This window comes from Granulosicoccus sp. 3-233, assembly GCF_052681095.1.
On record NZ_JBQYLE010000003.1, the window covers coordinates 524,583 to 548,084 of the forward strand.

Below are 23,502 nucleotides of genomic sequence, written 5' to 3' on the forward strand. Positions count from 1 at the left end.
GAATGATTCGCTGAACCGTGATTACAGTGACTCCACTCGGATGCGGGTCACTGGCTGCGTGATGGTGGTCAGGGCCTGAATGCGGTCAATGGCCTGCTCGATCAACCCTTCGCGAACTCGTCGTGTCAGCAGGATGATGGGCACGATCGGTACCTCGCCGGACTCATCAGCAGCCTCACCTGAATCGGCCATCGCCGGCTCCTTCTGCATGATGGCTTCTATACTGATCCCCAGCTTGCCGAAGATGTCGGTAACCGTCGCCAGCACACCGGGCTGATCCAGGGCATGCAGACGCAGATAGTAGGCCGACAGATAGTCGGGGGTGTCGAGCATGACGTGCGAGCTCAGGGCGTCGTCCTGGAATGCCAGCATCGGCACCCTGTGTGCAGGCTCTGCATGCAGACAGCGCACGGCATCGATGATGTCCGCCACCATGGCCGAGCCTGTCGGTTCCGAACCGGCACCGGCACCATAATACAGAGTGGGTCCGACCGCATCGCCATGAACCAGCACCGCGTTCATCACGCCATTGACATTGGCCAACAGGCGTTTTTCGGGTATCAGCGTCGGATGCACGCGCAGTTCCACACCATCCTGACGCTTTCGGGCCAGTCCAAGGTGCTTGATGCGATAGCCCAGCTCATCGGCAAACTCGACATCCTCGCGGGTGACGTGACTGATCCCCTCGGTGTAGACGGCATCGAACTGCAGCGGCATGCCAAAGGCTACCGAGGCCATGATGGCCAGTTTATGGGCGGCATCGATGCCTTCCACATCGAAGGTGGGATCGGCTTCGGCGTAACCCAGTGCCTGCGCTTCTGCCAGTACATCGGCAAAGCTGCGTCCCTTCTCGGCCATCTCGCTGAGAATGAAATTGCCGGTGCCATTGATGATGCCGGCGAGCCACTGGATGCGATTGGCTGCCAGGCCTTCGCGCAATGCCTTGATGATCGGAATACCACCGGCAACGGCAGACTCGTAGGAGACGCTGACATTACTGTCGCGCGCGGCTTCCAGCAGTTCGTTACCGTGCACGGCAATCAGCGCCTTGTTGGCCGTGACGACATGCTTGCCATTGGCGATGGCCTTGTGCAGCAGCTGCAGCGCTGGCTCCTCGCCTCCCATGGCTTCACAGACAATGTCGATATCCGGGTCGCTGACGATGCTGTCGGCGTCGGTGGTGATATCGATATCCAGCGCCAGAGCCTCGGCCTTGGCCTGATTGCGTACCGCAGCCCGCGTCACGCGAATGGGACGGCCGGTCCGGCGTTCGATTTCAGCGGAATTGCGAAGCAGAATGTTGGCCACACCCTGCCCGACCGTGCCAAGCCCCAAGAGGCCTATGGATACCGGTTTCAAGAAAATCTCCTGCCTGTGATTGAGCTCTTCAGGTGTTCACCCGGGCCCGGGGCGCTTATTATACAGAGATGAAAATGCATCTAGAGACTTCTGATCAAAACCTGATCAGCAATTACGGCAAGGGCGTGCTTGGCGTCAACGGACAGGATTACACCGGCAATATCATCATAACCCGCACTCGCGTGGTGCAAGACTGGTTCGACGGGGAAGTAAAGAGCCTGACACTGGCGCATTTCGATCCGATTTTCGATGAAGCGGAGGCAGACAGACCGGAGATTCTTCTGCTCGGTTCAGGCCATCAACACATCTTCCCCGATTTTTCACTAATGGCCGAATTGCGGCAGCGCGGCGTCTCGCTGGAAGTCATGAACACACGAGCAGCCTGTCGAACCTACAGTGTGCTGGTAAACGAATACCGGCCGGTGGCCGCGGCCCTGCTGCAGATTCGGGAATGATTATTGATTGACCGAATTCTCGACTCAGGCGAATCACTGCCCCATGGCCCTCACATTCAAACAGCAGTGCTCGTTTGTCATCAAGCTTGGCGAAATGCTGCACAGGTACGGCACTCCGGCCTTCCGGCTGGAAGCCCATCTGAAAACCGTGGCCGCCCATCTGAATCTTGATGGTTATTTTCTGGTCAGTCCGACAACACTCACCTACTGTCTGTGGGTGCAGGGCGCGCCGGATGATGACGTCTACAACTACTCCATGCGGGTGAAGCCCGGCGATCTGGATCTGGCGTCTCTGGCGCGTACCGACATCCTGGTCAATGAACTGGTGGCCGGAAAATCCACGCTCGAAGAGGCCAGAACAGGCCTGAAGGAGATCGAGAATGCCGGCTCCCCCTACCCTGAGCTGGTGACCCTGTTTGCCTACATCGTGCTGGGCAGTGCCTTTTCCATGCTGATGCGCGGCAGCTGGAATGATGTCATGTGGGCGGCCATTCTCTCCATGCTGGTTTATGCCTTCGTCGCCTGGTCAGGCCGGTCACGAAGCGTGTCCAGCATGCTGGAACCGCTGTCGGCCACCGTGGTTGCCATCATTGCCGTCGGTCTCACTCGGCTGGATCCCGGCATCAACCAGCCTCTGGTCGTGCTCTCCAGCATCATCATCTTCATTCCGGGACTGTCGTTGGCCATGGGCTTTCGTGAGCTGGCCGCCCGCGAGCTGATTTCCGGCACCGCCCGCATCATGGATTCGCTGATGGTGCTGTTCAAGCTGTACTTCGGCACCGTTCTGGGGGTGGCCATCGGGGTGTTGATCTGGGGCGAAACCCTCCCCGTCGATGATTTCCATGTCCCCCTGTGGACGGCCTGGCCTGCCGTGCTTCTGCTGGCCAGCGGCCTGTCGGTAGTCTTCAAGGCACGCCTGGTCGACGCTCCCTGGGGCGTTGCCGCAGGCGTGCTCGCCTATGCCGTCAGCACCCTGGCCACGACGGCATGGGGCACCACTCTGGGGGCATTTCTTGGTGCATTTGCCGTGGGTGCCTATGCCAATCTGTTTGCACGCTGGCGCAACCTGCCTGCAGCATTGGTGACGCTGCCCGGTATCGTGGTACTGGTGCCCGGCAGCAAGGTCTACGTCGGTCTGGATGATGCCGTTACCAGCAAGCAGTTCCTGACGGTGGACAACATCGGCGTGCAGTCCTTTCTGCTGTTCATGTCGCTGATAGCAGGGCTGGTATTTGCCAGCGCGGTGGTCGAGCCGAGAAAATCCCTGTAGGCCCACACCGACAATCCTGCAGAGCGCCTGCCAGCTCCGACTGGCCGATGACACGAGCAGCACGGGAATACCGCACCGGGCAAGGCAAGGCAAGGCAAGGCAAGGCAGTTTCTACAAGTCGAAACTCGATGGCATGATGATCATGTCGCGAATGGTCACCCCGCGACGTCGGGTCAGCATGTACAGCACGGCATCGGCCACCTCGGCAGGTTCGATCAGGCTGCCGGCGTCCTTCAGTTCCTGCAGTTTTTCCTCCGGCCAGTCGGCCAGCAGCGCGCTGATCACCGGTCCGGGGGATACCGATCCCACGCGGATGCCGTGCTTGAACACCTGGCGGCGCACGGTCTGCACGAAACAGTCCACAGCCCATTTGGATGAAGCATAGACCGGTTCCCAGGGCGTGGGAAAATGGGCTGCCAGCGAACTGGTCACCACGATATCGCCCTCGCCACGTTCGATCATGTGCGGCAGCACATCGCGCACATTCTTCATCACCACATTGATGTTCAGGTTGAGCATCCGGTCGATGGCATCGTTATCGGCATCGACCAGATCGCCACCGACGTAGAGGCCGGCATTGGCGTGCAGGATATCCAGTCGGCCGGCCGCATCGAGTACACGCGGCAGCAGGGTGGCACAACTGCCTGGGTCAAGCAGGTCGATGACCAGCGGTATCACGGCATCTCCGTGAATGTCGTGCAGGGTGTCCAGGGCGGCCCTATCCCGGTCGATCAGGGCCACTTTCGCTCCCGACTCCAGCATTGCCTCGGCACAGGCCAGCCCGATCCCCGATGCCGCTCCCGTGATGGCTGCAACCTTGCCTTGCAGATGTCCTTGCATGTCAACCCCGGCTATTGTTCATGAGAATCGCCAACCTCCGTTCTATCACACTGATCCGGTCCGGCGACAGTCGTTTCATGCGCCTCAGCCTCGGGACAGGGTTCGCGACGGGTTCATTTCCTGACGAATCTGTTTGCGAGCGGCCTTGACCAGGTCAATGAAGGCCGAGGTGGTCGCCTCAGTGCCGGGTGACTGGAAGTGCATCTGGAACGGAATGGAAACCGTCCTGTCTTGCAGGCGAAGACTCCCGCAACCGGTCATGTCCAGCTTGCGGATACAGGCAGGCGCGATGGCGACGCCCAGGCATGACGCCACACTGGTGAGTACGGCCTGCATGGTGTTCGCTTGCTGAATGATCTCGGGAGAAAAGCCTGCCTTGTGGCAGGCACTGATGGTCTGATCGAACAGGGTCGCGGAGCCGGAGCGGTTGTAGAGCACGAAACGCTCATCAGCCAGCTCATCCAGCGAGATGCTCGCACGCGATGCCAGCGCATGATTGAGCGGAACGAATGCCATCAGCTGGTCCGTATACAGATCCAGACTGGTGATGCTGTCCGGGGCTGACGGCGACAGCCCTCTCGACAGCGATATGTCCAGACGCCCCTCGCTCAGGGCTTGCGTCTGCTCGAAGGCTCGCATCTCCAGCAGGCTGACCTGCACCTCGGGAAAGGCTTCGGAATAGCGGAGAATCAACCGCGGAAGAAAGGACTGGCAGGCCGACCCGAGAAAGCCGACTCGCAGGCGTCCGATCTGGCCCTGCCCGGCACGCTGCACCTGTTGGCGAGCACGCTCCTCATGAGCAATGATCTGCTCTGCTTCCTTCAACAGCATGTCACCCGCAGCCGTGATGTGGACTTCACGAGTGCTGCGCCTGAACAGGCTGACGCCCAGTTCCGCTTCCAGATCGGAGATCTGGCGACTGACGGCAGGCTGCACGGTATTGAGCGCGCGCGCAGCCGCGGAGAAACCCTGCAGCCGAGCCACTGCGACAAAGGTCTTGAGAACACGAATCTCCATTGGCTCATTCATACCTGAAACGTATCAATACGATCAGATAATAACATTTCTCTTATTTCCCAATCCTCCCTATCTTGCAAGCACAGCAGACGCAGTTGGTCACGGAATGCCGACCGAGGCCCTGCGCCAACCCGCATGAACACTCACGGAAAAACCGGCAGTGTCCATTGCCGACACCCCGGACAACACCGATAGCGACATGACTGACTCCACGCATACCAACCCCTTGTCAGCGTCCATGGTCCTGTTGATGGCCACCGCCATCTCGGCCACGGCTGCCAACATGTTCTACAACCAGCCGCTGCTACCCTCAATGGGTGAGAGTTTCGGGCTGAGTGAGGGCACCATGGGACTGATTCCCTCTGCCACGCAGCTGGGCTACGCCATCTCGATTCTGCTCATCTCGCCACTGGGCGACAGCATGAGCCGGCGCAATCTGATCAGCAGCCTGTCCATTCTCCTGACCCTGGCCCTGATGAGCGTGTGGATCTCACCGAACTTCGGCGTCTTGCTGGTGGCTTCGTTGGCGGTGGGCATCGGTGCGAACATCACCCAGCAGCTGATCCCGCTGGGAGCGGCCTTGTCACCGCCGGAAAGCCGCGGCAGGATCATGGGTAATCTGATGACCGGTCTGACGATCGGCATCCTGCTGTCGCGTACCGTCAGTGGCACGATTGCCGAGTATTTCGGCTGGCGCGCCGTGTTCCTGTTTGCCGCGCTGCTGGCAGCGATATTCGGCATTCTGCTGCGATGGCGGCTGCCAGCAAACAAGCCAAGGGTGACCATGCCCTATCCAGCACTGATAATGTCACTGTTCACGCTACTGCGCCAGCACAGCCTGTTGCGCGAGTGCGCCCTGACCGGCGCTCTCTGGTTTGCTGCATTCAACGCCCTGTGGTCGACACTGGCCATTCATGTCACCGGTGAACCAATGAACTACACCGTGCAACAGGCAGGCCTGTTCGGCCTGGTGGGGCTTGCCGGAATCTTCGGCGCCAAGCTCGCCGGACGCCTGGTGGATCGCCTCGGAGCTACCCGCATCATCAGTGCATCCCTGTCCCTGGTGGCCGCCGCCTTCGTGGTTCTGCTGGTCTGGGGCGACAATCTTGCCGGTCTTGTCGTGGGCATCATCCTGCTGGACCTGGGTGTATTCGGTGCACAGATTCCCAATCAGGTCAGGGTATTTTCCATCGACCCTGACGCACAGAGCCGCATGAATGCCGTGTACATGCTGGCGTACTACATTGCCGCCGCCATCGGCTCTGCAGCCAGCGTCAAGATCATGAGTCTGGCCGGTTGGCATGGAGTCGCCCTGTTCGGCCTGTCTCTGGCGGCAGCCGCCATACTGCATCACCTGTGGTGCAACATGCGCGCAGTGCGCCTGTCCGTTGGCGCAGCCTCAAGCGATTGACCCGGCAGCCTCGCTTATCCGGCATCCCAGCCCCGGCGTACTCGGCATCATGCTTCTTCCAGAGGCATGCAGATCAGGGTTTCAAGCTCGGCGGGTGGCGTGTTGTACGGCGTATTCAGATAGGCCTCGTAACAAGGCTCATCGCGCGCATCCTGAGCAGCGTCACGCAACCATTCGCGATACAGCCAGCGATAGCTGCGTGGCAACATGGCGTAGGGACCGACATGCAGACAGCTGGCATGCAGACCACCGGGCACATTCTGCGTCTCGTAGCCATCAGGCGTTCTGAAGTCCTCGGGTACGGGAATACCTGCAAAGGATCGACATCGCTCCTCCGGGATGACGTCCGGATCGTCGAAATAGACCCCCACGGTAAAGGTTTCACTGCGAGGCCAGGACTCGATCTCGGCTGCGGCCATGATCTTTTCGAACACACGCCCTATGTCGTGATAGTCACCCTGGTGCCAGAGTCCGATGAGCCTCAAGGGGGCTCTCTCGGCAATAGTGACCGACCGGGCATCAGATGATTCGTCGACTACCGGCCCAACGGTCTCGCTTTCCGGTGCATCACCAGCGGAACCGGATCGATCTGCGGCCGCGCCGATCCTCGCATTGCTGGATGACGACGGCTGCGGTTGAATGCCACTCTTGCCGCCATGGCGAAACCTGCCCGGTGGCATCCCATAGGTCCGTGAGAACAATCGCGTGAACGCCTGCAGATTATCGAACCCACACTCTGCCGCTATCTCGGCCACCGGACGATCGTCACGAAGCAATTCGGTCGCTGTTCTCTGCAGCCGAACCCGGCGCAAGGTGGCCACAGCACTTTCACCGGTCACCGCAACGTAGATGCGGTGCCAGTGATAGGCTGACAGATGTGCCACCTCGGCGACGGTGGCACTGTCGATATCCTCGGCCAGATGATCGTGAATATGGTCGATGACGCGCTGGATTCGCTGCGCGTGTCGCTGCTGCGTGGTCTTCATGAGGCACATGCTCTTGGCACAATCCGGCTTGCTCCGACAGTTCGCCACATCGAGCATTGGCAACCCTGCCCCCTTTGCCTTCTCAGGTTGGAATACCGAGGCTCTGCAGGAATTCCTGTTCAGTCATTCGATTCCGTGAATCGGCATTATCGAAACGATACCAGCCGGGCTGGGAATCGATATATATTTCGTTGTCGAAGACTGTATCATCGGGCAGGTCCAGCATGCCGGCGGCAAACATGTACGCTCCGTCGGCACTGAATTCCCCGGGGATCAGGTGGTAGAACAAGGTCGTGCCACACTGCTTGCAGAATCCGCGCTCCGCGAAATCGGACGAACGGTAGCGAGTGATCGACTCTTCACCTCTGATGTCCGGTTGTCCCTCGGCATGCAGCGCGAACATCGGCCCTCCACACCAGCGTCGACACACGGAACAATGACAACTGCCGACATTCCCCCTGGCCTGTGCCGTGATCTGGACAGCACCGCAGAGACATTTACCGTGGTATTCGTTCATAGCAACTTCCTCGTCGGTTGACAGTATCAGTAGCGGACAAGCCGGAGGGCTGGCGGACACTACCCGGGCCATGCGCCAACTGCCTTGCCTCACCACTATCTGAACACACTGGCGTTTGACAAATCCTGCGAAAATTGCAGTCAGTTGGTCATCAATCCATGTATACCGAGCTGACCGACTCATCGTGATGGATACGACGTATCGTCTCTGCCAGCAAGCTGGCGACCGACAGGCGTCGAATCTTGTGACAGTTCTCGGCTCGCTGGCTCAGTGGAATGGTATCGGTGACCACGAGTTCATCCAGCTCCGACGCTTCGATATTGTCCAGTGCAGGCCCCGACAGAACCGCATGCGTTGCCAGGGCGACGACCTTTCCGGCACCGTGTTCCTTCAGTGCGCCAGCCGCCTTGCACAGGGTACCGGCCGTATCGACCATATCGTCGATGACCACGCAAGTCTTGCCCACGACATCTCCGATGATGTGCATGACCTGAGCCTCGTTTGCCTGTGGACGGCGTTTGTCGATGATGGCCAACTCGGCGTCATCAAGCTGTTTGGCCACGGAGCGCGCTCGAACTACCCCACCCACATCCGGTGATACCACGATCAGATCCGGGTACTTGTTTCGGTAGATATCGAGCAGCAGCAGCGGTGAAGCATAGACATTGTCGACGGGAATATCGAAGAATCCCTGGATCTGCTCCGAGTGCACATCCACCGTCAATACGCGATCAACACCGGCCGTGCTCAGCATGTTGGCAACCAGCTTTGCGGTAATGGGGACTCTGACGGAGCGCACACGGCGATCCTGCCTCGCATACCCGTAATAGGGTATGACAGCGGTGATGCGTCCTGCCGATGCGCGCTTGAATGCATCAACCATGATCAGCAGGTCCATCAGATTGTCATTGGTGGGTGCACACACCGACTGCACGACAAAGACATCACAACCGCGCACGCCCTCCCGAATCTCGAGCGAGGTTTCACCATCACTGAACCGCGACAATGACAGCTTGCCAACGGGTTGCTGGAGATAGGCTGCAATCTCCCCAGTCAATTGCGTATTGGCGTTTCCGCCGAAGATCATCATTTTCTTGAATGACATGAACAAGCTCTGTCTCGATTGATGGCACACGCTATCGCCAGACCAGTACCCATCGACCTAGCCTAACCGTTTTCGCAAGCCGTCGAAACAGCCTGACGTTTCAGGAATCACCGACGAGTGAAACCCGGTGTCGACTTCCATCATTGACAACCAGTCACCGACCAATCACGAATCCGGGCAATGCTGCAGCTGTGACTCTCCGCCACTTCCCGCCGCTCTGCGGTACAGTAGGACCCGATTTCTGCCGCAGCGCTCGAAGCCCCCCCGACAGACCATGAACGACTATCTGAAAGACGCCCCACTGGGACAGAGCACGCCGTATGTGTGCCATTACGATCCCGATCAGCTGTTCGCGATTCCGCGCAGCAACAGCTGGCAGACTCGGGGGCATGCAACAGCCCCGTTTCAAGGCTGTGATATCTGGAATGCCTACGAACTTTCCTGGCTCAACCCCAGGGGTCTGCCTCAGGTGGCCATGGCAGAAATACGGGTACCCTGCGAATCGCCCTTCATCATCGAATCGAAGTCATTCAAGCTGTACCTGAACTCCTTCAATCTGAGCCGCTTCGATACCATCGAGACGGTACACCAGCACATGGTGGAAGATCTGAGTCAGGTTGCCGGTGCGCCGGTCAGCGTATCGATGCGATCGGTCGATGAACAGGCTTGCATTGCGCAGCTTGATGGAGAGTGTCTGGACCAGCTGGATGTCGCCATCGAGCATTACGAACCAGCGCCTCGTCTGTTGCAGACAACGCCTGGCGATGTGATTCGGCAGACGCTCTACAGTCACTTGCTCAAGTCCAACTGCCCGGTTACCGGCCAACCCGACTGGGCCAGCATCCGGATCGATTGCCTGAGCGCCCCCCTCGACAGGGAAGGCCTGCTGAAATACCTGGTGTCCTACCGCGAGCATGGCGACTTCCACGAGCAGTGCGTCGAGCAGATCTTTCTCGATATCCTCGAGAACTGCCAACCTCGCCAACTGAGCGTGCATGCGCGCTATGTGCGTCGGGGCGGGCTGGACATCAACCCCTATCGCAGCACAACTGCAGAATCAGCTGTCAACAGCCGCCTGTCCAGGCAGTGACAAACACCATGACTCTATTGCAACGGCAACCATTCCGGCTCCTTGCGCTCCACTATGGTGATTCGAGTGACATTCACAGGAGCCACCCATGACCCCGACCCGCCTGATGCTGGCCTTTGCCTTTATCCTGCCCCCTGCGCTTGCAACCGCTCAGGATTTCAACCGAACACCCCCGAACTCACCGGATCAACGGCCGGCATTCGACGGTCAGACTCGAGCCCCCATCATTGATCAGGACGTGGAACTGCAACAGGAAACCATCGCGCAGGGGCTGAGCAGTCCCTGGGGTATCGATCAGTTGCCGAACGGTGACTGGCTGGTCACGGAACGAGGTGGAGCCCTGCGGCTGGTATCTGTCGACGGCACCCTTTCCGCGCCCATCAAGGGTGTGCCCGAGGTCGATGCGCGCGGCCAGGGTGGCTTGCTGGATGTCCTGGTCGCCGATGACTTTGCACAGACGCGGCGTGTCTGGTGGAGCTATGCCGAACCACGTGGCAAGGGTGAGAACGCTACTGCCGTGGCCACCGGCGTACTCTCGGCTGACAATAGCCAGCTCGATGATGTCGACGTGATCTTTCAGCAGCAGCCTGCCTGGGCCTCTACCGCGCATTATGGCTCGCGGCTGGTGTTCGGCAGGGACGGAGCCCTGTACGTGACGACCGGTGAGCGCTCTCAGCGTGAACCTCGACAACTGGCACAGGATGTCACCACTCATCTGGGCAAGGTATTGCGCATCGACCCTCTGGGCGGCGCCGCATCCGGTAACCCGACGATAGCGGGTGGGCAACCGGAGATCTGGTCGTATGGTCATCGTAACATCCAGTCGGCGGCCCTCGGCCCCGATGGAGCGCTGTGGACCGTGGAGCACGGGCCACGTGGCGGGGATGAACTGAACCGACCGGAGGCCGGACGCAACTACGGCTGGCCCGTCGTGACCTACGGCGAGGAATACTCGGGCCGACCGATTGGCGAAGGCATCACCGCAGATGAGACGTTCGAGCAGCCCCTGTATTATTGGGACCCCGTGATCGCACCCAGCGGCATGGCCTTCTATGACGGTGAGCTGTTTGCGGATTGGCAGGACAGCGTTCTGATCGGCGGTCTGGCCAGTCAGGCCCTGGTCCGGCTGGAGCTGGATGGGACGCGAGTCACCGGCGAAGCACGGTACCTGCAAGGACAAGGTCGGGTTCGTGATGTGGATGTTGCGCAGGATGGTTCCGTGGTCATCGTGACGGATTCCGGAAACGGTGCGATGATACGCTTGACGCCATGCTGCCGATGATGGAAGACCACGGCCTGCAGCCTGCCTCCCACCCAACAGACGATTCCCGATGCCATGATTTACGTACTGGTCGCTCTGGAGAGCGAATTGCCCGATGAATTGCCACCAGGCTACAAGCTGGTCTACACCGGCATCGGCAAGATCAATGCAGGCTACGCAGCACTGAAGACCGCGCTGCAGGATGATTGCGAGGGCATCATCAATTACGGCACAGCCGGGGCGTTCGATTCCACCCACGTGGGAGAATTGCTGGAGATCGGTACGCTGCATCAGCGGGACATGGATGCCAGACCCCTGGCGGCTCTGGGAGAAACACCACTCGAAACACGACTTCCCGCCAGTGAAATCCGCCTGCCCCGTGGGAATTACAGCCTTGGCACCGGCGACAGTTTCGTCATGGCGCCTCCGGAAATCGCATCGGATGCTGTCGACATGGAAGCCTACGCCATTGCCAAGGTCTGCGCACTGGAGAACCTGCCCTTCTCCTGTTTCAAGTTCATCACGGACCTGGCTGACGAGAATGCCGCCGAGCACTGGCAGGCAAACGTCAGCCGGGGAGCACAGCTGTTTCTGACCTCGCTGGCACAGAATTCTGCCAGGCAAGGCTGATCACTCGAACGACTGCCTGAACATCAGCGTATCCTGCTACGGCATCGTCTGACAAGCGGTATCAGGCATTGCGCCATTGCAGATTGGCCTCATGCGTCTGTTGATAGAAAGGCGTCATGCTTGCAGGCAGCTCGAACGGGTCGCCGCGCAACAAACGCTGCAGGTATTCAATGGTCTGACTGATCAGTTCACGACCGCCCATGGGGCCGTGACAGGGAATGACCCGTGTCAGCGCGACGTCCCTTTCCCATCTCTTCAATTGCTCGATCCAGAGCGGGAGGTCACTGCCTGCCGGGACGACTGGAAACGGCGTTTCGATGGTGTCGCCCATCAGTGCGAAACCGTGTTCCGGCAGCAGTGCTATCAGGCAGTCGTCCGTATGGCCGGGCAAATGATGCAACTCCAGAACCAGATTGCCGAGATCCAGCTGGCATGACTGCTCGATCATCAGATTGGGAGGCACCAGCTGCACATCATCCCACTTGCCCGGCTCTTCCGCCCGCATGCGGGCCAATCGCTCGGGTACATCGGTCTCGAAGCGATGCGCACAGATTGCATGACTGATGACCGTGGCCGGCAACCGAGGCAGGCCTGCAGTACCCCAGACATGATCCCAGTCAGCGTGGCTGTAGACGACCGTGACCGCACGGTCTCCGATCAGAGGCAGATAGGCCTGCATATCACGCGGATGGGACAGCGAATCCCAGACCACCGCACGCTCTTCGCCCAGGATCAGACTGCCACGCACGTCGAAGATCCCCAGATCCAGCTCCTGAACCCAGAGCACATCGGATAGTTGTATCAACCCCACTCTGACCCTCGTTCGTGTATTCCAGCACAAGCGCCTGGAACCTGAGCGTAGCAGAGTCTCGCAGTGGCAACATCGGGGCGCATTGACAGGCCCGGGGACACAGGATGGCCAGGACGCAAAAAGTGAAGCAATGGACAGGCACTATCAGGCATACTGATTTGGCAAGTCTGATCGTTTTCAATGAAAAAGACAGGAGACATTCTAGTGTTACCACAAACCGAACCCGATGCGCTGCAGCGCATCAGTAGCCGGCAGAGATTCACCCGGACCCGGCGGTACAGCAAACTGGCACTGGCTCTGGGACTTTCCCTGACCCTGCTGGCCTGTAGCGATGACAACGACGATGATCCGGTCATAGACCCCAATGACCCGGGTGACTTCATCCCACCCGAACCGCCATCCGGCTATACGGTCAAGGAGATCAGTTTCGCCGACAACGACATGGTGGCTGCCGCCAACCCGGTTGCTGTTCAGGCCGGTGTTGATGTGCTTGCCAATGGCGGCAAGGCAATCGATGCTGCCATTGCCGTACAGGCAGTCCTCAATCTGGTCGAGCCGCAATCCTCCGGCATCGGCGGTGGCGCATTCATCGTGTACTACGATGCGGCCACGCAATCCCTGACAACCTACGACGCTCGCGAAACAGCACCGGCAGCAACCAACCCCGAACGCTTTCTGGATGACGAAGGCAATACCCTGGGCTTCAGAGAAGCGGTTGATGGCGGACTGTCTGTCGGCACTCCCGGACTGCTGCGTGGCCTGGAAATGGCGCATGACGCACATGGTGCCCTGCCATGGTCCGAGCTGTTCGACAGAGCCATCGAGCTCAGTGAAGACGGCTTCGAGATCTCCCCTCGCATGAGTACCAGCGTCGAAGGTGCCGCTGAACGTCTGGCCGCGCAGCCCGCCGCCGCAGCCTACTTCCTGCAGGAAGACGGCACTGCCAAACCTGCCGGCACCATCCAGACCAACCCGGAATTTGCCGCATCCCTGCGCACCATCGCCGAAAACGGTGCGGATGCCTTCTACAACGGTGCTCTGGCCGAGGCCATGGTTGCCGCGGTCAACAACCATCCGACCAATCCGGGCGATCTGTCATTGAGCGACCTGGCGAACTACCAGGCCATCGAGCGTGATCCTGTCTGTGTGGTCTATCGCACCGACTACCGTGTCTGCGGCATGGGTCCGCCAAGCTCGGGCGCTCTGACTGTCGGCATGACGTTGAAGATGCTGGAACGCTTCGACCTGGCAGCACTCGGCCCGAACAGCGTCGATGGCAATCATCTGATCCTCGAAGCCTACAAACTGGCCTATGCCGATCGTGGCGCCTACATGGCCGACAGCGACTTTGTCGACGTACCGGTCGACGGGCTGATCGACACCACTTATCTTGATACACGCTCAGCACTGATCGAAGCCACTGCCGCCATGCCCAACCCGGATGCCGGCTTCCCTCCTGGTGTCACCGTTGCCATGGGTCAGGACAATTCACTGGAACTGCCTTCAACCAGCCATATCTCGATTGTCGACTCTGAAGGCAACTCGGTATCCATGACCACAACCATCGAAAGCGGTTTTGGCAGTCTGCAATTCGTCAACGGCTACCTGCTGAACAACGAACTGACCGATTTCTCGTTCAGCCCGACAGATGCCGACGGCAATCCGATTGCCAACCGTGTCGAGGCCGGCAAGCGACCGCGCAGTTCCATGGCTCCCACCATCGTGCTGAACGACAGCACCGAAGAAATCGAAATGGTCATCGGGTCTCCGGGCGGCAGTGCCATCATCCAGTACGTCACCAAGACATTGATCGGTGTCATCGACTGGGATCTGGATATCCAGCAGGCGATCAATCTGCCCAACTTCGGTGCTGGCAACTCGACCAATGTCCGGCTTGAAGCGGGCGGTGTCGACGTCGATCAGATCAGAGCCGGTCTGGAAGCACTCGGACACACGGTAGACGACCCCCGCGCTGCCACCAGCGGACTGCAGGGATTCGTTTTCAACGGCACGCGTGAAGATGGTACTGACGGTTTGCTGGCCAGCCATCCCGGCGAGGGAACCTGGGCTGGCGGTGCCGACCCACGTCGTGAAGGTGTCGCACTGGGAACCGACTCCCTGCAGTAAACGCTGATGCAGGACAAGCCCTGACAAGGGAACTGGACGGGGCCTTCAGGCCCCGTCTTGCGTTTCAGCAGCGCCTCAGTCAGACCGGTGGATGGCCTCGTGCAGGAAAACGAGCTTGTCGCGTACCGGTTTGGTCAGCACAAAGGGATACAGATCCCGGTGACCCATGCTGCGATTGAGTTGATTCAGTCGCACGCTCAGCGGAATCCACGCCTCGACCATGCTCTTCCCGTCCAGCTGCTGTCTGGGCATGAAACCGATTTCCTGAGCGGTCGTCAATGTGTCGTGAATATGCAGATAGTGGGCAAAGGTCTCTGCCCAATCCTCATGCGGATGAGCCGATGCATAGGCACTGATGAAACGGGATTGCCAGTTGGCTTCCGGCCCCTTGTCATAGTGTCTTCTCAGTGCCTCACCATAATCCTGCCTCTCGTCACCGAAGACTGCTCGAAAGTCATCGTGGCCACCGACACTGTCCACCAGCAGCAGCCAGAAATAGTGCCCGGTCTCATGTCGCAAATGCCCCAGCGGCGTTCGATAATCCTCACCCAAAGCATTGCGCCGACGTTCGCGTTCCGCATCCTCAGCCTCGGCAATATCGATGGTGATCAATCCATCCTCATGCCCCGTAGTCACCGGCTTGTCGGCCGTGGCCCCGAGAAACCGGAAACGCAGTGGCGGTACGCGTTGCGGGAAGGGTTGACTGCTGACCGTCGCCAGTCCCAGCTCGCATAATGAATAGAACAGGCGTCGCTTCGCCGCTTCCATGGCACGCCACTGATCCAGATGACCCGGCGCAGACAAGTCAGGAATGGTTTCATTGGCGTTGCAGGCCAGACAGAATGCCTTGTCGGGCAAAGCGGTCCAGTTGCAGGCATCGTGATTGGACGCATTTCTGCACAGCGTGGCATCGACACCGGCTCTGACCATGGAGCGAGACGCCGGATCGAATGCCAGCCTGGTGCCACAGCCCAGGCAGACAGCATTGTCGAAATAGACGACCCGGGCGCATTGAGGGCAGTTGATGATTTCCATGACTCTTCACAGGCAACAGCTCGAGCTCTTGCCATACGTTCGGTTGATGATGATACAGATAGCGACGAACCGTTGACTCAACCGGGCCGGCCCTCGAATGAGGGTCTGCAGGCCAGGCGCCGCCATACTGCCACACCAGCAATAGAGTCTCATGACGCGGAAAAACATGCACCTCCCGGTCGCAGCCGCACCCGCAGCCGCACCCGCACCCGCACCCGCACCCGCACCCGCACCCGCACCCGCACCCGCAACCGCAACCGCAACCGCAACCGCATCATAAGGGAGATCATTCTTGCCTGGCGAGTGACTGGGGTCAGCGCACGATCCATGGTCCGACCTACCTCGCCCGGGCCAGCGGACTCGGCATTGTTCAGCCCCTCCGCGACAGCCCAACGGTGCAACGAGGGGGCTGAAACCCGGAACCTTATCGCGTTCTTGCCAACTGACAATACAAGCGCCACAACCCCTTACCGGTGTTCCGCTACAATGCCCGATCGCAACTGAACGCGCCTGCAAATGTCCCCTGTATACACCTCTTCCGGCCGTCCTCACCGACGTCCGGCACTATTGATCAGCCTTCTGGTTGGTGTGCTTTCCAGCTGCAGCAGCGGTGGAGACAATAATGAGCCAGACGCCGGTGGGCCGGATGGCTCGGATGTTCCTGTCGTGCTGGAACCGCTCCCCAACCCGCCGTTGACGGAAGCACCATCTTCCGATGACGAACCGGTGGCGTTCGATCCGGTATTTCATACGGTCACGGACTATGCCCTGGTGCGCGACACCGGGCCACGAATCGAGAATGAAGTTGTCGCTGAGCTGACGGAAGCGGATTTTGCCGCCGGCTTGCCCGAGCCGGACATCACCGTTCCCGCCGGCGTGGATCCTGCCAGTAATGGCGCCCCGTTTTTCGAAGGTCTGTCCAATGTGCGGGTAGAAGCGGGCCAGCTGCTGGAAATTCGCTATGTACCGCGGGATCCCGAAGGCGAATTGCCTGGCATGTTCTCGCAGGGCCTGCCGGAGGGCGCGACCTTCGATGACAATTTCGATGGCACCAAGAGTCTGCGGTGGCAAACCTACCAGGCCGATATCGGCATCACGAAATTTGTCGTGGTGGCCGTTGACCCGCAGGACAGTGAGTATCGCAGTTCGCAGGCGATTCTGATTGCCGTCGATCCGCCTTCGGACCCTGCCAGCGTGCCGAATATCGCCCCATCGATTCAGCCCATCGCCCGCTATACCGTCCGAGCCGGCGATCCGGTGTCGGTTTTCATCATCGGCACCGATCGCAACGGCACAACGCCGAGTATCGAACTGGTGGATCCGCCGGCAAACGCGATTCTTACACCGGATGCACGGACGCCGGAATGGCAGATATTGCATGCCGTACCGGAATCCGCTGGCACGCTCACCATCGATGTCTTGACTCGTGATGCCGAGGACCCCTCCCTGACCGGGCTCGACCAGATCGTACTGGATGTGCTCGACCCTGCCGAATTCGAACGCAGTGGCGAGCGGCTGGACACGATTGCCGCGGGTTCCGGTATCCAGTTCGGCAGCGCCATCTCTCCCGTGTTCTACATGCAGGCCGATGGCGCGCTCTATGAATCCATTGCGGGCAGCGAGTTCGGTGTGATGACACCGGAGAGCTCCATGAAATGGGTCGCCATCAACCCCCTGCCGGGGCGATTCGAATTCGCCGACATGGACAATCTCGTCAGTTTTGCCCAGGCAAACGGCATGCAAGTGCGTGGTCATCCTCTGGTCTGGCATCGCAGCCTGCCTGATTGGGTCGAAGAGACAGAATTGGCGGACCGCGAGGTGCACATGCGCGAATTCATCACCCGCGTCATGAATCGCTACAGCGATGCGGTTACCTACTGGGATGTGATCAACGAACCCATTTCCGATGACGGTGGGCTGCGAGACTCGCTGTGGCTGAAGGCGATGGGAGAACAATACATGGATATCGCCTTCGCCCAGGCTCGCGAGCTGGACCCGACGGCAGTACTGGTACTCAACGAATACGACATCGGTTTTTCCGGACAGAAGTTCGACGACCTGTTGAGCCTGCTGGACAGACTGCAGGCGCGCGATGTGCCCGTGGATGCTGTCGGTTTCCAGCTGCATGTCTTCTCGAGCTACGACCAGTTCGACGAGCTTGCGGCCAACATGGCGGCAATTGCAGAACGCGGTCTCGATGTTCATGTCACCGAGCTGGATGTTGCCATTGTCGACGACCACAGTGAACAGAGGCAGGCCGATGTCTACAAGGGCATTGTGGACGTCTGTCTGGCACAGCCACGCTGCACGGTCGTGCAGACCTGGGGATTCACCGATCGCTATTCATTCAGAACCCTGCAATCACCGCTTTACCTTGACCGTGACTATGCGATCAAGCCTGCCTATCAGTCATTGCAGCAAGCCCTCGGCGGTAACTGAGAGGTATCCCAGCCCCTGACGAGAACTGCTCCGACGGGCAGTTCTCTCAGACATGGTCAACGATGTCCGCAATGGAATCGACCACATGTCGGGGACGGAAGGGAAAGCGTGCGATTTCGGACTCCCGAGTGGAGCCGGTCAGGACCAGAAAGGTCTCGAGACCGGCTTCGATGCCGGCAATGACGTCCGTGTCCATGCGATCACCAATCATCGCAGTGGCTTCGGAATGAGCTTCGATCTTGTTCATCGCGCTGCGAAACATCATGGGATTGGGCTTGCCCACGAAGTAGGGACTGACCCCGGTCGCCTTGGTGATGAGTGCGGCCACCGAGCCCGTTGCCGGCAAGGGACCTTCCGGTGATGGACCGGTTACATCGGGATTGGTGGCAATGAAACGGGCCCCTTTCTCCACCAGACGAATGGCAGTGGTGATCGACTCGAACGAATAGGTTCTCGTCTCACCCAGCACGACAAAATCGGGCTGGGTGCTGGTCATGGTATAACCGATTTCATGCAGTGCAGTGGTCAGCCCGGCTTCACCGATGACAAAGGCCGATGCATTCGGCGCCTGATCGTCAAGAAACTGCGCGGTGGCAATGGCCGATGTCCAGATGCGATCCTCCGGCACCTCCAGACCTGAATTGGCCAATCTGGCAGCAAGATCCCGAGGCGTGAAGATCGAATTGTTGGTCAGCACCAGAAACTTGCGCTTCTTCTCTATCAGGCGAGCAAGAAATTGCGCGGCGCCAGGTATGGCATCGCCTTCTCTGACCAGAACACCGTCCATATCGGTCAGCCATGCATCGATCTTGATGTCGGGGGACATGCTCGCATTCTCCAGTTACCGGGCTCTGAGGCCACTGCCGTGATGGTAGCGTGAAACCACCGCTTCATCCAGACTGGTTGCACCCAGACTGATCGCAGCCAGGCCTGTGACTGGCGTTCTGCACAGGACGCGAGTGCAGAACGCCAGTCAGTGCGTGTTCAGAGATCGAAGGTAGGACGTGGACGACCCGGAATGATATCGGCCGCGGAATCGGATACCCAGCCGCGCTGAACCCGGGGAACATAGTCGTTCATTTCGGGGCCGGTGTAGATCTGACGGGGTCGACCGATACGTGACCCCTGCAGATTCTGTTCGCGCCAGTGGGCGATCCAGCCCGGCATGCGCCCCATGGCAAAGACCACGGTGAACATGTTGGTGGGAATGCCCAGTGCTCGCAGAATGATGCCACTGTAGAAATCCACATTCGGATAGAGCTTGCGTTCAACGAAATACGAATCGTTGAGTGCTATTTCTTCCAGGCGTCTGCCGATCTCCAGTAGCGGATCATTGATGTTCAGGTGCGCTAGCAGTTTCTCGGCAACCCGTTGCAGCATCTGCGCACGTGGATCGAAACTCTTGTAAACGCGATGCCCGAATCCCATCAGGCGGATTCCGCTGTTCTTGTCCTTGGCCTGACGCATGTACTCCTCGACGGACAGATCTCCCTTGTGAATCTGTTCCAGCATTTCCAGCACCGCCACGTTAGCTCCACCATGCAGTGGTCCCCACAAGGCACACACACCGGCAGCACAGGAGGCAAACAGATTGGCACCACTGCTACCTACCAGACGCACCGTCGAGGTACTGCAGTTCTGCTCGTGATCGGCGTGCAGAATCAGCACCAGATTGAATGCCAGACGCACGATATCGTCTGTCTCATGCGGGGCATGCGGCTCCGAGAACAGCATGTGCATGAAGTTCTCGACATAGAGCAGATTGGGGTTGGGATAGTTGTAGGTTCTGCCGATGGAACTGCGATGGGCGAAGGCAGCGATGGTTCTGATCTTGCTGATCAGTCTGGCCGCGGCGGTGATGAAACGATCATCGCTGTCCATCTCGATCATGTCGGGATGAAAACAGGACAGGGCATTGATCATGGCCGACAGGATGGCCATTGGCGGTGCCTGGTTGGGAAACCCCTGAAAGTGATATTTCATGGATTCATTCAGCATGGCATGCTTGGTCAGACGCTCGCTGAAGTCGCCGTATTCCTCGGCGGAAGGCAGATTGCCGAATATCAGCAGCCAGCAGACTTCAATGAAGTTGGGCGCCTCTTCGAACTGCTCGATGGGAATTCCCCGATAGCGCAATATGCCCGCATCGCCATCGATATAGGTAATGGCGCTGGTGCAGCTACCGGTATTGCCATAGCCCTGATCGAGCGTAATGTAACCGGTGGCATCACGCAACTTGCTGATGTCCAGTGCCTTTTCATCTTCACTGCCGGTTACGACGGGCAGCTCGATGGTCTTGCCGTCAATGGTCAAGGGTACGCTTTCACTCATGGCAACTCGCTCAACTTGTGGTGGAATCAAGGCTGCTAGTTTAGACCTGCTCTGCCCCCTGTACAGGGGGTAAACACGGGCATCCATTACATCCGCTTGGTCACAGCACTAATCCGGAGGTGGCTGGGCCAGTCCCAGTGCGCTTGTCAGGTCGGTTGGCCATCCCGTCACTGATGTCGTGCTCAAGATGAGACCTACCGACGTCGTTACAGCCGATGACATTTCCAGGAGCCCTTGAATGACCGTAAGTCTCTACGCTGATCTGACATCTGCCAGCCTGTCGCAGACTCAGTCCCAATCACGCCCACTGCCACCTCCAGGTGTCGGAGGAGATAGTCCTCCCTCGCCTGCTTCTGCCGTTGACAACCCTGGCAGCGCTCTGCCACCCGAAACACGGGACTCTCTGTTCGCAGCCGTTGGGGAACTGCAGGAAGCAGGAGCTACATCCGATGAAATCAAGTCCTTTGTGGATAGCGAGCTGGAAGCCAACGGGGTTGATTTCACTGCCGGCCAGAATCGATCCGGACAACTCATCAACATCATGAGCTGAGCTGTCCGGGTTCAAGCCTGATCGAAGCTGCCCGGGCCGCCCTTGCCATGCAATGGGGCAACTGCCTGCTGACAAGGACGCAGCACCCGGGCAGCAGCTGCCCCTACCCACCAGGTAAGCCCCCTCTTTCGAACGACAGCATCACCACCGATCTGGCACATCAGGACTTCCTGACACTGCTCATGTGCACCAGGCTTTCGCGGGCTCGGCACTCAGATGCAACGAGAACAACTCCTCAGCATCCGACACGCCCCGCACGCCCCGCACGCCCCGCACGCCCCGCACGCCCCGCACGCCCCGCACGCTGCACGGCTGCACGCTGCACGGCTGCACGCTGCACGGCTGCACGTCATACGTTCAGTAGTTGCATTATCAGAGATACAGACTGACTTCCAGCGCACTTGCAGCATACTGGTCCTTGTCTGTCGGAAAGCACCCACTGCGGCGAAGAACAGTTACAGGCTACCGACAGCGCCCTGCCCTTTTGGCTGAAATGCAGGCACTATTCATGCGTTTGTATAGCGCATTGCACCCTGCCTGCCTGCACTCGACTAAAGTCAAGTGGAATTCAAAAGCCGCCTCGTCAATCCTGTTGCCACTGCAAGCCCAGCACGGGTCTTAACAGTAACAGAGAAACTCGCAATCGGCGCCCATACTGCATGAATACCGCGCAATCTACAGGTTGCAACGACTGATTGAATGCAGGCATGTCACCGAATGGCATTCCAGTGAAAACAAGGAGAGTATTGATGAAACGTCAACAAGCAACATCCGGACTTACCCACACGCGAAGTCGTCTGTCGGTTCTGGTAGCCGGCGTCCTGGCTGCCGCCAACGTCGCGGCGGACGATGTCGACAAGATGATTTCGAGTCTCGAGGAGACACTGCAACCGGCCAAGCCAACCAAGGCAACGCCCAGAGCGCTGGACCAGGCCGTGGCGGCAAGAGAGGGCCTTGGCTTCAGAAGTGATCGTCGCTATGTGGCACAGCTACTGGAAAACCCCGAGCGATTCAATGCGCTGGCAGGACCGTTGACCGGCGGTCATCATGCCACCCCCGAAGAAGTGGAAGCCTTGAAAATCCGACTGGTACTCCAGGAAGACGCGATAGCGCTGGCACCAGCATTGAGTGAAGATCCGGATTTTGCCGGCATCTACATCAGTACCCGAAACATCATCAACATCGGTTTTACCTTCAACGCCGAGAAAAAAGTCGAGGAGTTGCGACAGAAAGTCCGGCTTCCGGATCGCGTGCAGGCATTCCAGGCAAAGCGTTCCATGGGCGAGCTGGAGAATGACAAGAATCGTGTGGTCGACATGAGCGGCGAACTCACCAGCAAAGGCATCGTGGTGTCGCAGGTTGCCATCGATATCATCAGCAACCGCCTCAAGATCGGTGTCGTCAAACTCGACCCCAACAAGCTCGAGACCATACAGCAGCTGTTTGGCGATGTGGACATCGTCGACAAGCCACTCAATGAAGTGGAAAATCGCAGTGATACGGCGACCCCCATGCGAGCCGGTGTACGCATCACCAATGCTGCCGGAGGTAGCTGTACATCGAACTGGAAAGCACAGGATCGAACCACCGGTGAAATGGTGACCATCACGGCTGGACACTGTGTTTCCGATGTCAACGGCACATTCGGTGGACCGGGTGCAGACTTCTTTCAAGGCAGCACCAGCACCGGTGCGTCTCGCCTGATCGGAACCTCGGATCAAACCACCTGGGTGTTTCCCGTCCTCAATCTGTTCACGGGTGCTCGCACAGGCTCGGGTGAAGTCGATGCGCTTCGCGCCCCGTTGGAAAGCAACATCTTTTCCATGCCTTCGCTGTATGCCTACGATAACGCCAATGCCGGTGTCTTCACCGATGCTGAACAGGCGCGCGTTGGCGCAGTGGATGGCACGGTCGTCATCGGCAGTGTGGTGTGCAGCGGAGGACAGTTCAGCCCGGGCAATCAGGTGGGCGGCAGCGGCTGGAAGAACTGCGGCTCTGTCAATGCCGTCAACGTTGCCAATGCTTTCACCCGTCAGTCAGGTTCCGCAGATGTATTCACGGTTCTGAATACCAATGAAGCAACCTACACGGCCATCGGTGGTGACAGCGGCGCCCCCACCTGGCGTATTGGCTACAACTCGACGCAGGGCTGGCATGGTATTGCCGTTGGTCATCATTCCGGCGGACCAGCCGGCGCGGAGATCTTCAATGATATCGAGCGCGTCGAGGATGCGCTCAATGTCGACGTCAGATTCTACTGAGAGACTC

Annotated in this window: 20 protein-coding genes; 10 read left to right on the top strand and 10 right to left on the bottom strand. The window is 58.9% G+C overall.

What is annotated here, in order from left to right; translation table 11 throughout:
* Window positions 1–21 precede the first annotated feature (21 nt).
* On the bottom strand, window positions 22–1,359 hold the full coding sequence (locus ACUNV4_RS11645; RefSeq protein ID WP_430878714.1) for a homoserine dehydrogenase: 1,338 nt from the start codon (window positions 1,357–1,359) through the stop codon (window positions 22–24).
* Between the two features lie 74 nt (window positions 1,360–1,433).
* On the opposite strand from ACUNV4_RS11645, the gene ACUNV4_RS11650 reads away from it, so the two are divergent.
* Entirely contained in the window at window positions 1,434–1,814 is a 381-nt protein-coding gene (locus ACUNV4_RS11650) for an Mth938-like domain-containing protein (RefSeq protein WP_430878715.1), read from the top strand.
* 43 nt (window positions 1,815–1,857) lie between these two features.
* Window positions 1,858–3,084 (top strand): threonine/serine exporter family protein, encoded by a 1,227-nt coding sequence (locus ACUNV4_RS11655; RefSeq protein ID WP_430878716.1) that lies wholly within the window; start codon window positions 1,858–1,860, stop codon window positions 3,082–3,084.
* Between the two features lie 111 nt (window positions 3,085–3,195).
* Here ACUNV4_RS11655 and ACUNV4_RS11660 read toward each other — a convergent pair whose 3' ends face one another.
* Entirely contained in the window at window positions 3,196–3,924 is a 729-nt protein-coding gene (locus ACUNV4_RS11660; RefSeq protein WP_430878717.1) for an SDR family oxidoreductase, read from the bottom strand.
* Window positions 3,925–4,008: 84 nt separating this feature from the next.
* On the bottom strand, window positions 4,009–4,941 hold the full coding sequence (locus tag ACUNV4_RS11665; RefSeq protein WP_430878718.1) for a LysR family transcriptional regulator: 933 nt from the start codon (window positions 4,939–4,941) through the stop codon (window positions 4,009–4,011).
* 160 nt (window positions 4,942–5,101) lie between these two features.
* Between ACUNV4_RS11665 and ACUNV4_RS11670 the strand changes: the two genes are divergently transcribed.
* Window positions 5,102–6,352: an MFS transporter gene (locus tag ACUNV4_RS11670; protein WP_430878719.1), complete on the top strand. Its 1,251-nt coding sequence runs from the start codon at window positions 5,102–5,104 to the stop codon at window positions 6,350–6,352.
* A gap of 47 nt (window positions 6,353–6,399) precedes the next feature.
* On the opposite strand, the gene ACUNV4_RS11675 is transcribed toward ACUNV4_RS11670, so the two are convergent.
* The 3 genes from ACUNV4_RS11675 to ACUNV4_RS11685 all read right to left on the bottom strand — a co-directional run bounded on the left by ACUNV4_RS11675 (window position 6,400) and on the right by ACUNV4_RS11685 (window position 8,945).
* Entirely contained in the window at window positions 6,400–7,338 is a 939-nt protein-coding gene (locus ACUNV4_RS11675) for an AraC family transcriptional regulator (RefSeq protein WP_430878720.1), read from the bottom strand.
* A gap of 82 nt (window positions 7,339–7,420) precedes the next feature.
* Window positions 7,421–8,038 (bottom strand): GFA family protein, encoded by a 618-nt coding sequence (locus ACUNV4_RS11680; RefSeq protein WP_430878721.1) that lies wholly within the window; start codon window positions 8,036–8,038, stop codon window positions 7,421–7,423.
* Window positions 8,007–8,945, bottom strand: coding sequence for a ribose-phosphate pyrophosphokinase (locus ACUNV4_RS11685; protein WP_430878780.1), 939 nt, complete (start codon window positions 8,943–8,945; stop codon window positions 8,007–8,009). Before ACUNV4_RS11685 ends, ACUNV4_RS11680 begins: the two co-directional genes overlap by 32 nt.
* A 289-nt stretch (window positions 8,946–9,234) precedes the next feature.
* Between ACUNV4_RS11685 and queF the strand changes: the two genes are divergently transcribed.
* The 3 genes from queF to ACUNV4_RS11700 all read left to right on the top strand — a co-directional run bounded on the left by queF (window position 9,235) and on the right by ACUNV4_RS11700 (window position 11,941).
* Entirely contained in the window at window positions 9,235–10,050 is an 816-nt protein-coding gene (queF, locus tag ACUNV4_RS11690) for an NADPH-dependent 7-cyano-7-deazaguanine reductase QueF (protein ID WP_430878722.1), read from the top strand.
* Window positions 10,051–10,138: 88 nt separating this feature from the next.
* Window positions 10,139–11,332, top strand: a complete 1,194-nt coding sequence (locus ACUNV4_RS11695; protein ID WP_430878723.1) for a PQQ-dependent sugar dehydrogenase — start codon at window positions 10,139–10,141, stop codon at window positions 11,330–11,332.
* Between the two features lie 54 nt (window positions 11,333–11,386).
* A complete protein-coding gene (locus ACUNV4_RS11700; RefSeq protein WP_430878724.1) occupies window positions 11,387–11,941 on the top strand; it encodes a phosphorylase family protein in 555 nt (184 codons plus the stop codon).
* 61 nt (window positions 11,942–12,002) lie between these two features.
* Here the strand turns inward: ACUNV4_RS11700 and ACUNV4_RS11705 are convergent, their stop codons facing one another.
* Complete coding sequence (locus ACUNV4_RS11705; RefSeq protein ID WP_430878725.1) at window positions 12,003–12,746, bottom strand: MBL fold metallo-hydrolase; 744 nt, start codon at window positions 12,744–12,746, stop codon at window positions 12,003–12,005.
* A gap of 186 nt (window positions 12,747–12,932) precedes the next feature.
* Here ACUNV4_RS11705 and ggt point away from each other — a divergent pair, with 186 nt between their 5' ends.
* Window positions 12,933–14,879 (top strand): gamma-glutamyltransferase, encoded by a 1,947-nt coding sequence (gene ggt / locus ACUNV4_RS11710; protein WP_430878726.1) that lies wholly within the window; start codon window positions 12,933–12,935, stop codon window positions 14,877–14,879.
* A gap of 75 nt (window positions 14,880–14,954) precedes the next feature.
* Here the strand turns inward: ggt and ACUNV4_RS11715 are convergent, their stop codons facing one another.
* On the bottom strand, window positions 14,955–15,914 hold the full coding sequence (locus ACUNV4_RS11715) for a zinc-binding metallopeptidase family protein (protein ID WP_430878727.1): 960 nt from the start codon (window positions 15,912–15,914) through the stop codon (window positions 14,955–14,957).
* A gap of 516 nt (window positions 15,915–16,430) precedes the next feature.
* On the opposite strand from ACUNV4_RS11715, the gene ACUNV4_RS11720 reads away from it, so the two are divergent.
* Window positions 16,431–18,353 (top strand): endo-1,4-beta-xylanase, encoded by a 1,923-nt coding sequence (locus ACUNV4_RS11720; RefSeq protein WP_430878728.1) that lies wholly within the window; start codon window positions 16,431–16,433, stop codon window positions 18,351–18,353.
* 46 nt (window positions 18,354–18,399) lie between these two features.
* On the opposite strand, the gene ACUNV4_RS11725 is transcribed toward ACUNV4_RS11720, so the two are convergent.
* On the bottom strand, window positions 18,400–19,179 hold the full coding sequence (locus ACUNV4_RS11725; protein ID WP_430878729.1) for an HAD-IIA family hydrolase: 780 nt from the start codon (window positions 19,177–19,179) through the stop codon (window positions 18,400–18,402).
* A gap of 158 nt (window positions 19,180–19,337) precedes the next feature.
* On the bottom strand, window positions 19,338–20,684 hold the full coding sequence (locus tag ACUNV4_RS11730; protein ID WP_430878730.1) for a citrate synthase: 1,347 nt from the start codon (window positions 20,682–20,684) through the stop codon (window positions 19,338–19,340).
* A 238-nt stretch (window positions 20,685–20,922) separates the two neighbouring features.
* On the opposite strand from ACUNV4_RS11730, the gene ACUNV4_RS11735 reads away from it, so the two are divergent.
* Window positions 20,923–21,234 (top strand): hypothetical protein, encoded by a 312-nt coding sequence (locus tag ACUNV4_RS11735; protein WP_430878731.1) that lies wholly within the window; start codon window positions 20,923–20,925, stop codon window positions 21,232–21,234.
* A gap of 749 nt (window positions 21,235–21,983) precedes the next feature.
* Window positions 21,984–23,495, top strand: coding sequence for a hypothetical protein (locus tag ACUNV4_RS11740; RefSeq protein WP_430878732.1), 1,512 nt, complete (start codon window positions 21,984–21,986; stop codon window positions 23,493–23,495).
* Window positions 23,496–23,502 lie beyond the last annotated feature (7 nt).

Coding starts and splice junctions, on each gene's coding strand:
- ACUNV4_RS11740 (WP_430878732.1), top strand. CDS start 21,984: ATGAAACGTCAACAAGCAACATCCGGACTTACCCACACGCGAAGTCGT.
- ACUNV4_RS11715 (WP_430878727.1), bottom strand. CDS start 15,914: ATGGAAATCATCAACTGCCCTCAATGCGCCCGGGTCGTCTATTTCGAC.
- ggt (WP_430878726.1), top strand. CDS start 12,933: ATGAAAAAGACAGGAGACATTCTAGTGTTACCACAAACCGAACCCGAT.
- ACUNV4_RS11685 (WP_430878780.1), bottom strand. CDS start 8,945: ATGATGATCTTCGGCGGAAACGCCAATACGCAATTGACTGGGGAGATT.
- ACUNV4_RS11695 (WP_430878723.1), top strand. CDS start 10,139: ATGACCCCGACCCGCCTGATGCTGGCCTTTGCCTTTATCCTGCCCCCT.
- ACUNV4_RS11675 (WP_430878720.1), bottom strand. CDS start 7,338: ATGAAGACCACGCAGCAGCGACACGCGCAGCGAATCCAGCGCGTCATC.
- ACUNV4_RS11655 (WP_430878716.1), top strand. CDS start 1,858: ATGGCCCTCACATTCAAACAGCAGTGCTCGTTTGTCATCAAGCTTGGC.
- ACUNV4_RS11650 (WP_430878715.1), top strand. CDS start 1,434: ATGCATCTAGAGACTTCTGATCAAAACCTGATCAGCAATTACGGCAAG.
- ACUNV4_RS11680 (WP_430878721.1), bottom strand. CDS start 8,038: ATGAGTCGGTCAGCTCGGTATACATGGATTGATGACCAACTGACTGCA.
- ACUNV4_RS11725 (WP_430878729.1), bottom strand. CDS start 19,179: ATGTCCCCCGACATCAAGATCGATGCATGGCTGACCGATATGGACGGT.
- ACUNV4_RS11700 (WP_430878724.1), top strand. CDS start 11,387: ATGATTTACGTACTGGTCGCTCTGGAGAGCGAATTGCCCGATGAATTG.
- ACUNV4_RS11660 (WP_430878717.1), bottom strand. CDS start 3,924: ATGCAAGGACATCTGCAAGGCAAGGTTGCAGCCATCACGGGAGCGGCA.
- ACUNV4_RS11730 (WP_430878730.1), bottom strand. CDS start 20,684: ATGAGTGAAAGCGTACCCTTGACCATTGACGGCAAGACCATCGAGCTG.
- ACUNV4_RS11720 (WP_430878728.1), top strand. CDS start 16,431: ATGTCCCCTGTATACACCTCTTCCGGCCGTCCTCACCGACGTCCGGCA.
- ACUNV4_RS11665 (WP_430878718.1), bottom strand. CDS start 4,941: ATGGAGATTCGTGTTCTCAAGACCTTTGTCGCAGTGGCTCGGCTGCAG.
- queF (WP_430878722.1), top strand. CDS start 9,235: ATGAACGACTATCTGAAAGACGCCCCACTGGGACAGAGCACGCCGTAT.
- ACUNV4_RS11735 (WP_430878731.1), top strand. CDS start 20,923: ATGACCGTAAGTCTCTACGCTGATCTGACATCTGCCAGCCTGTCGCAG.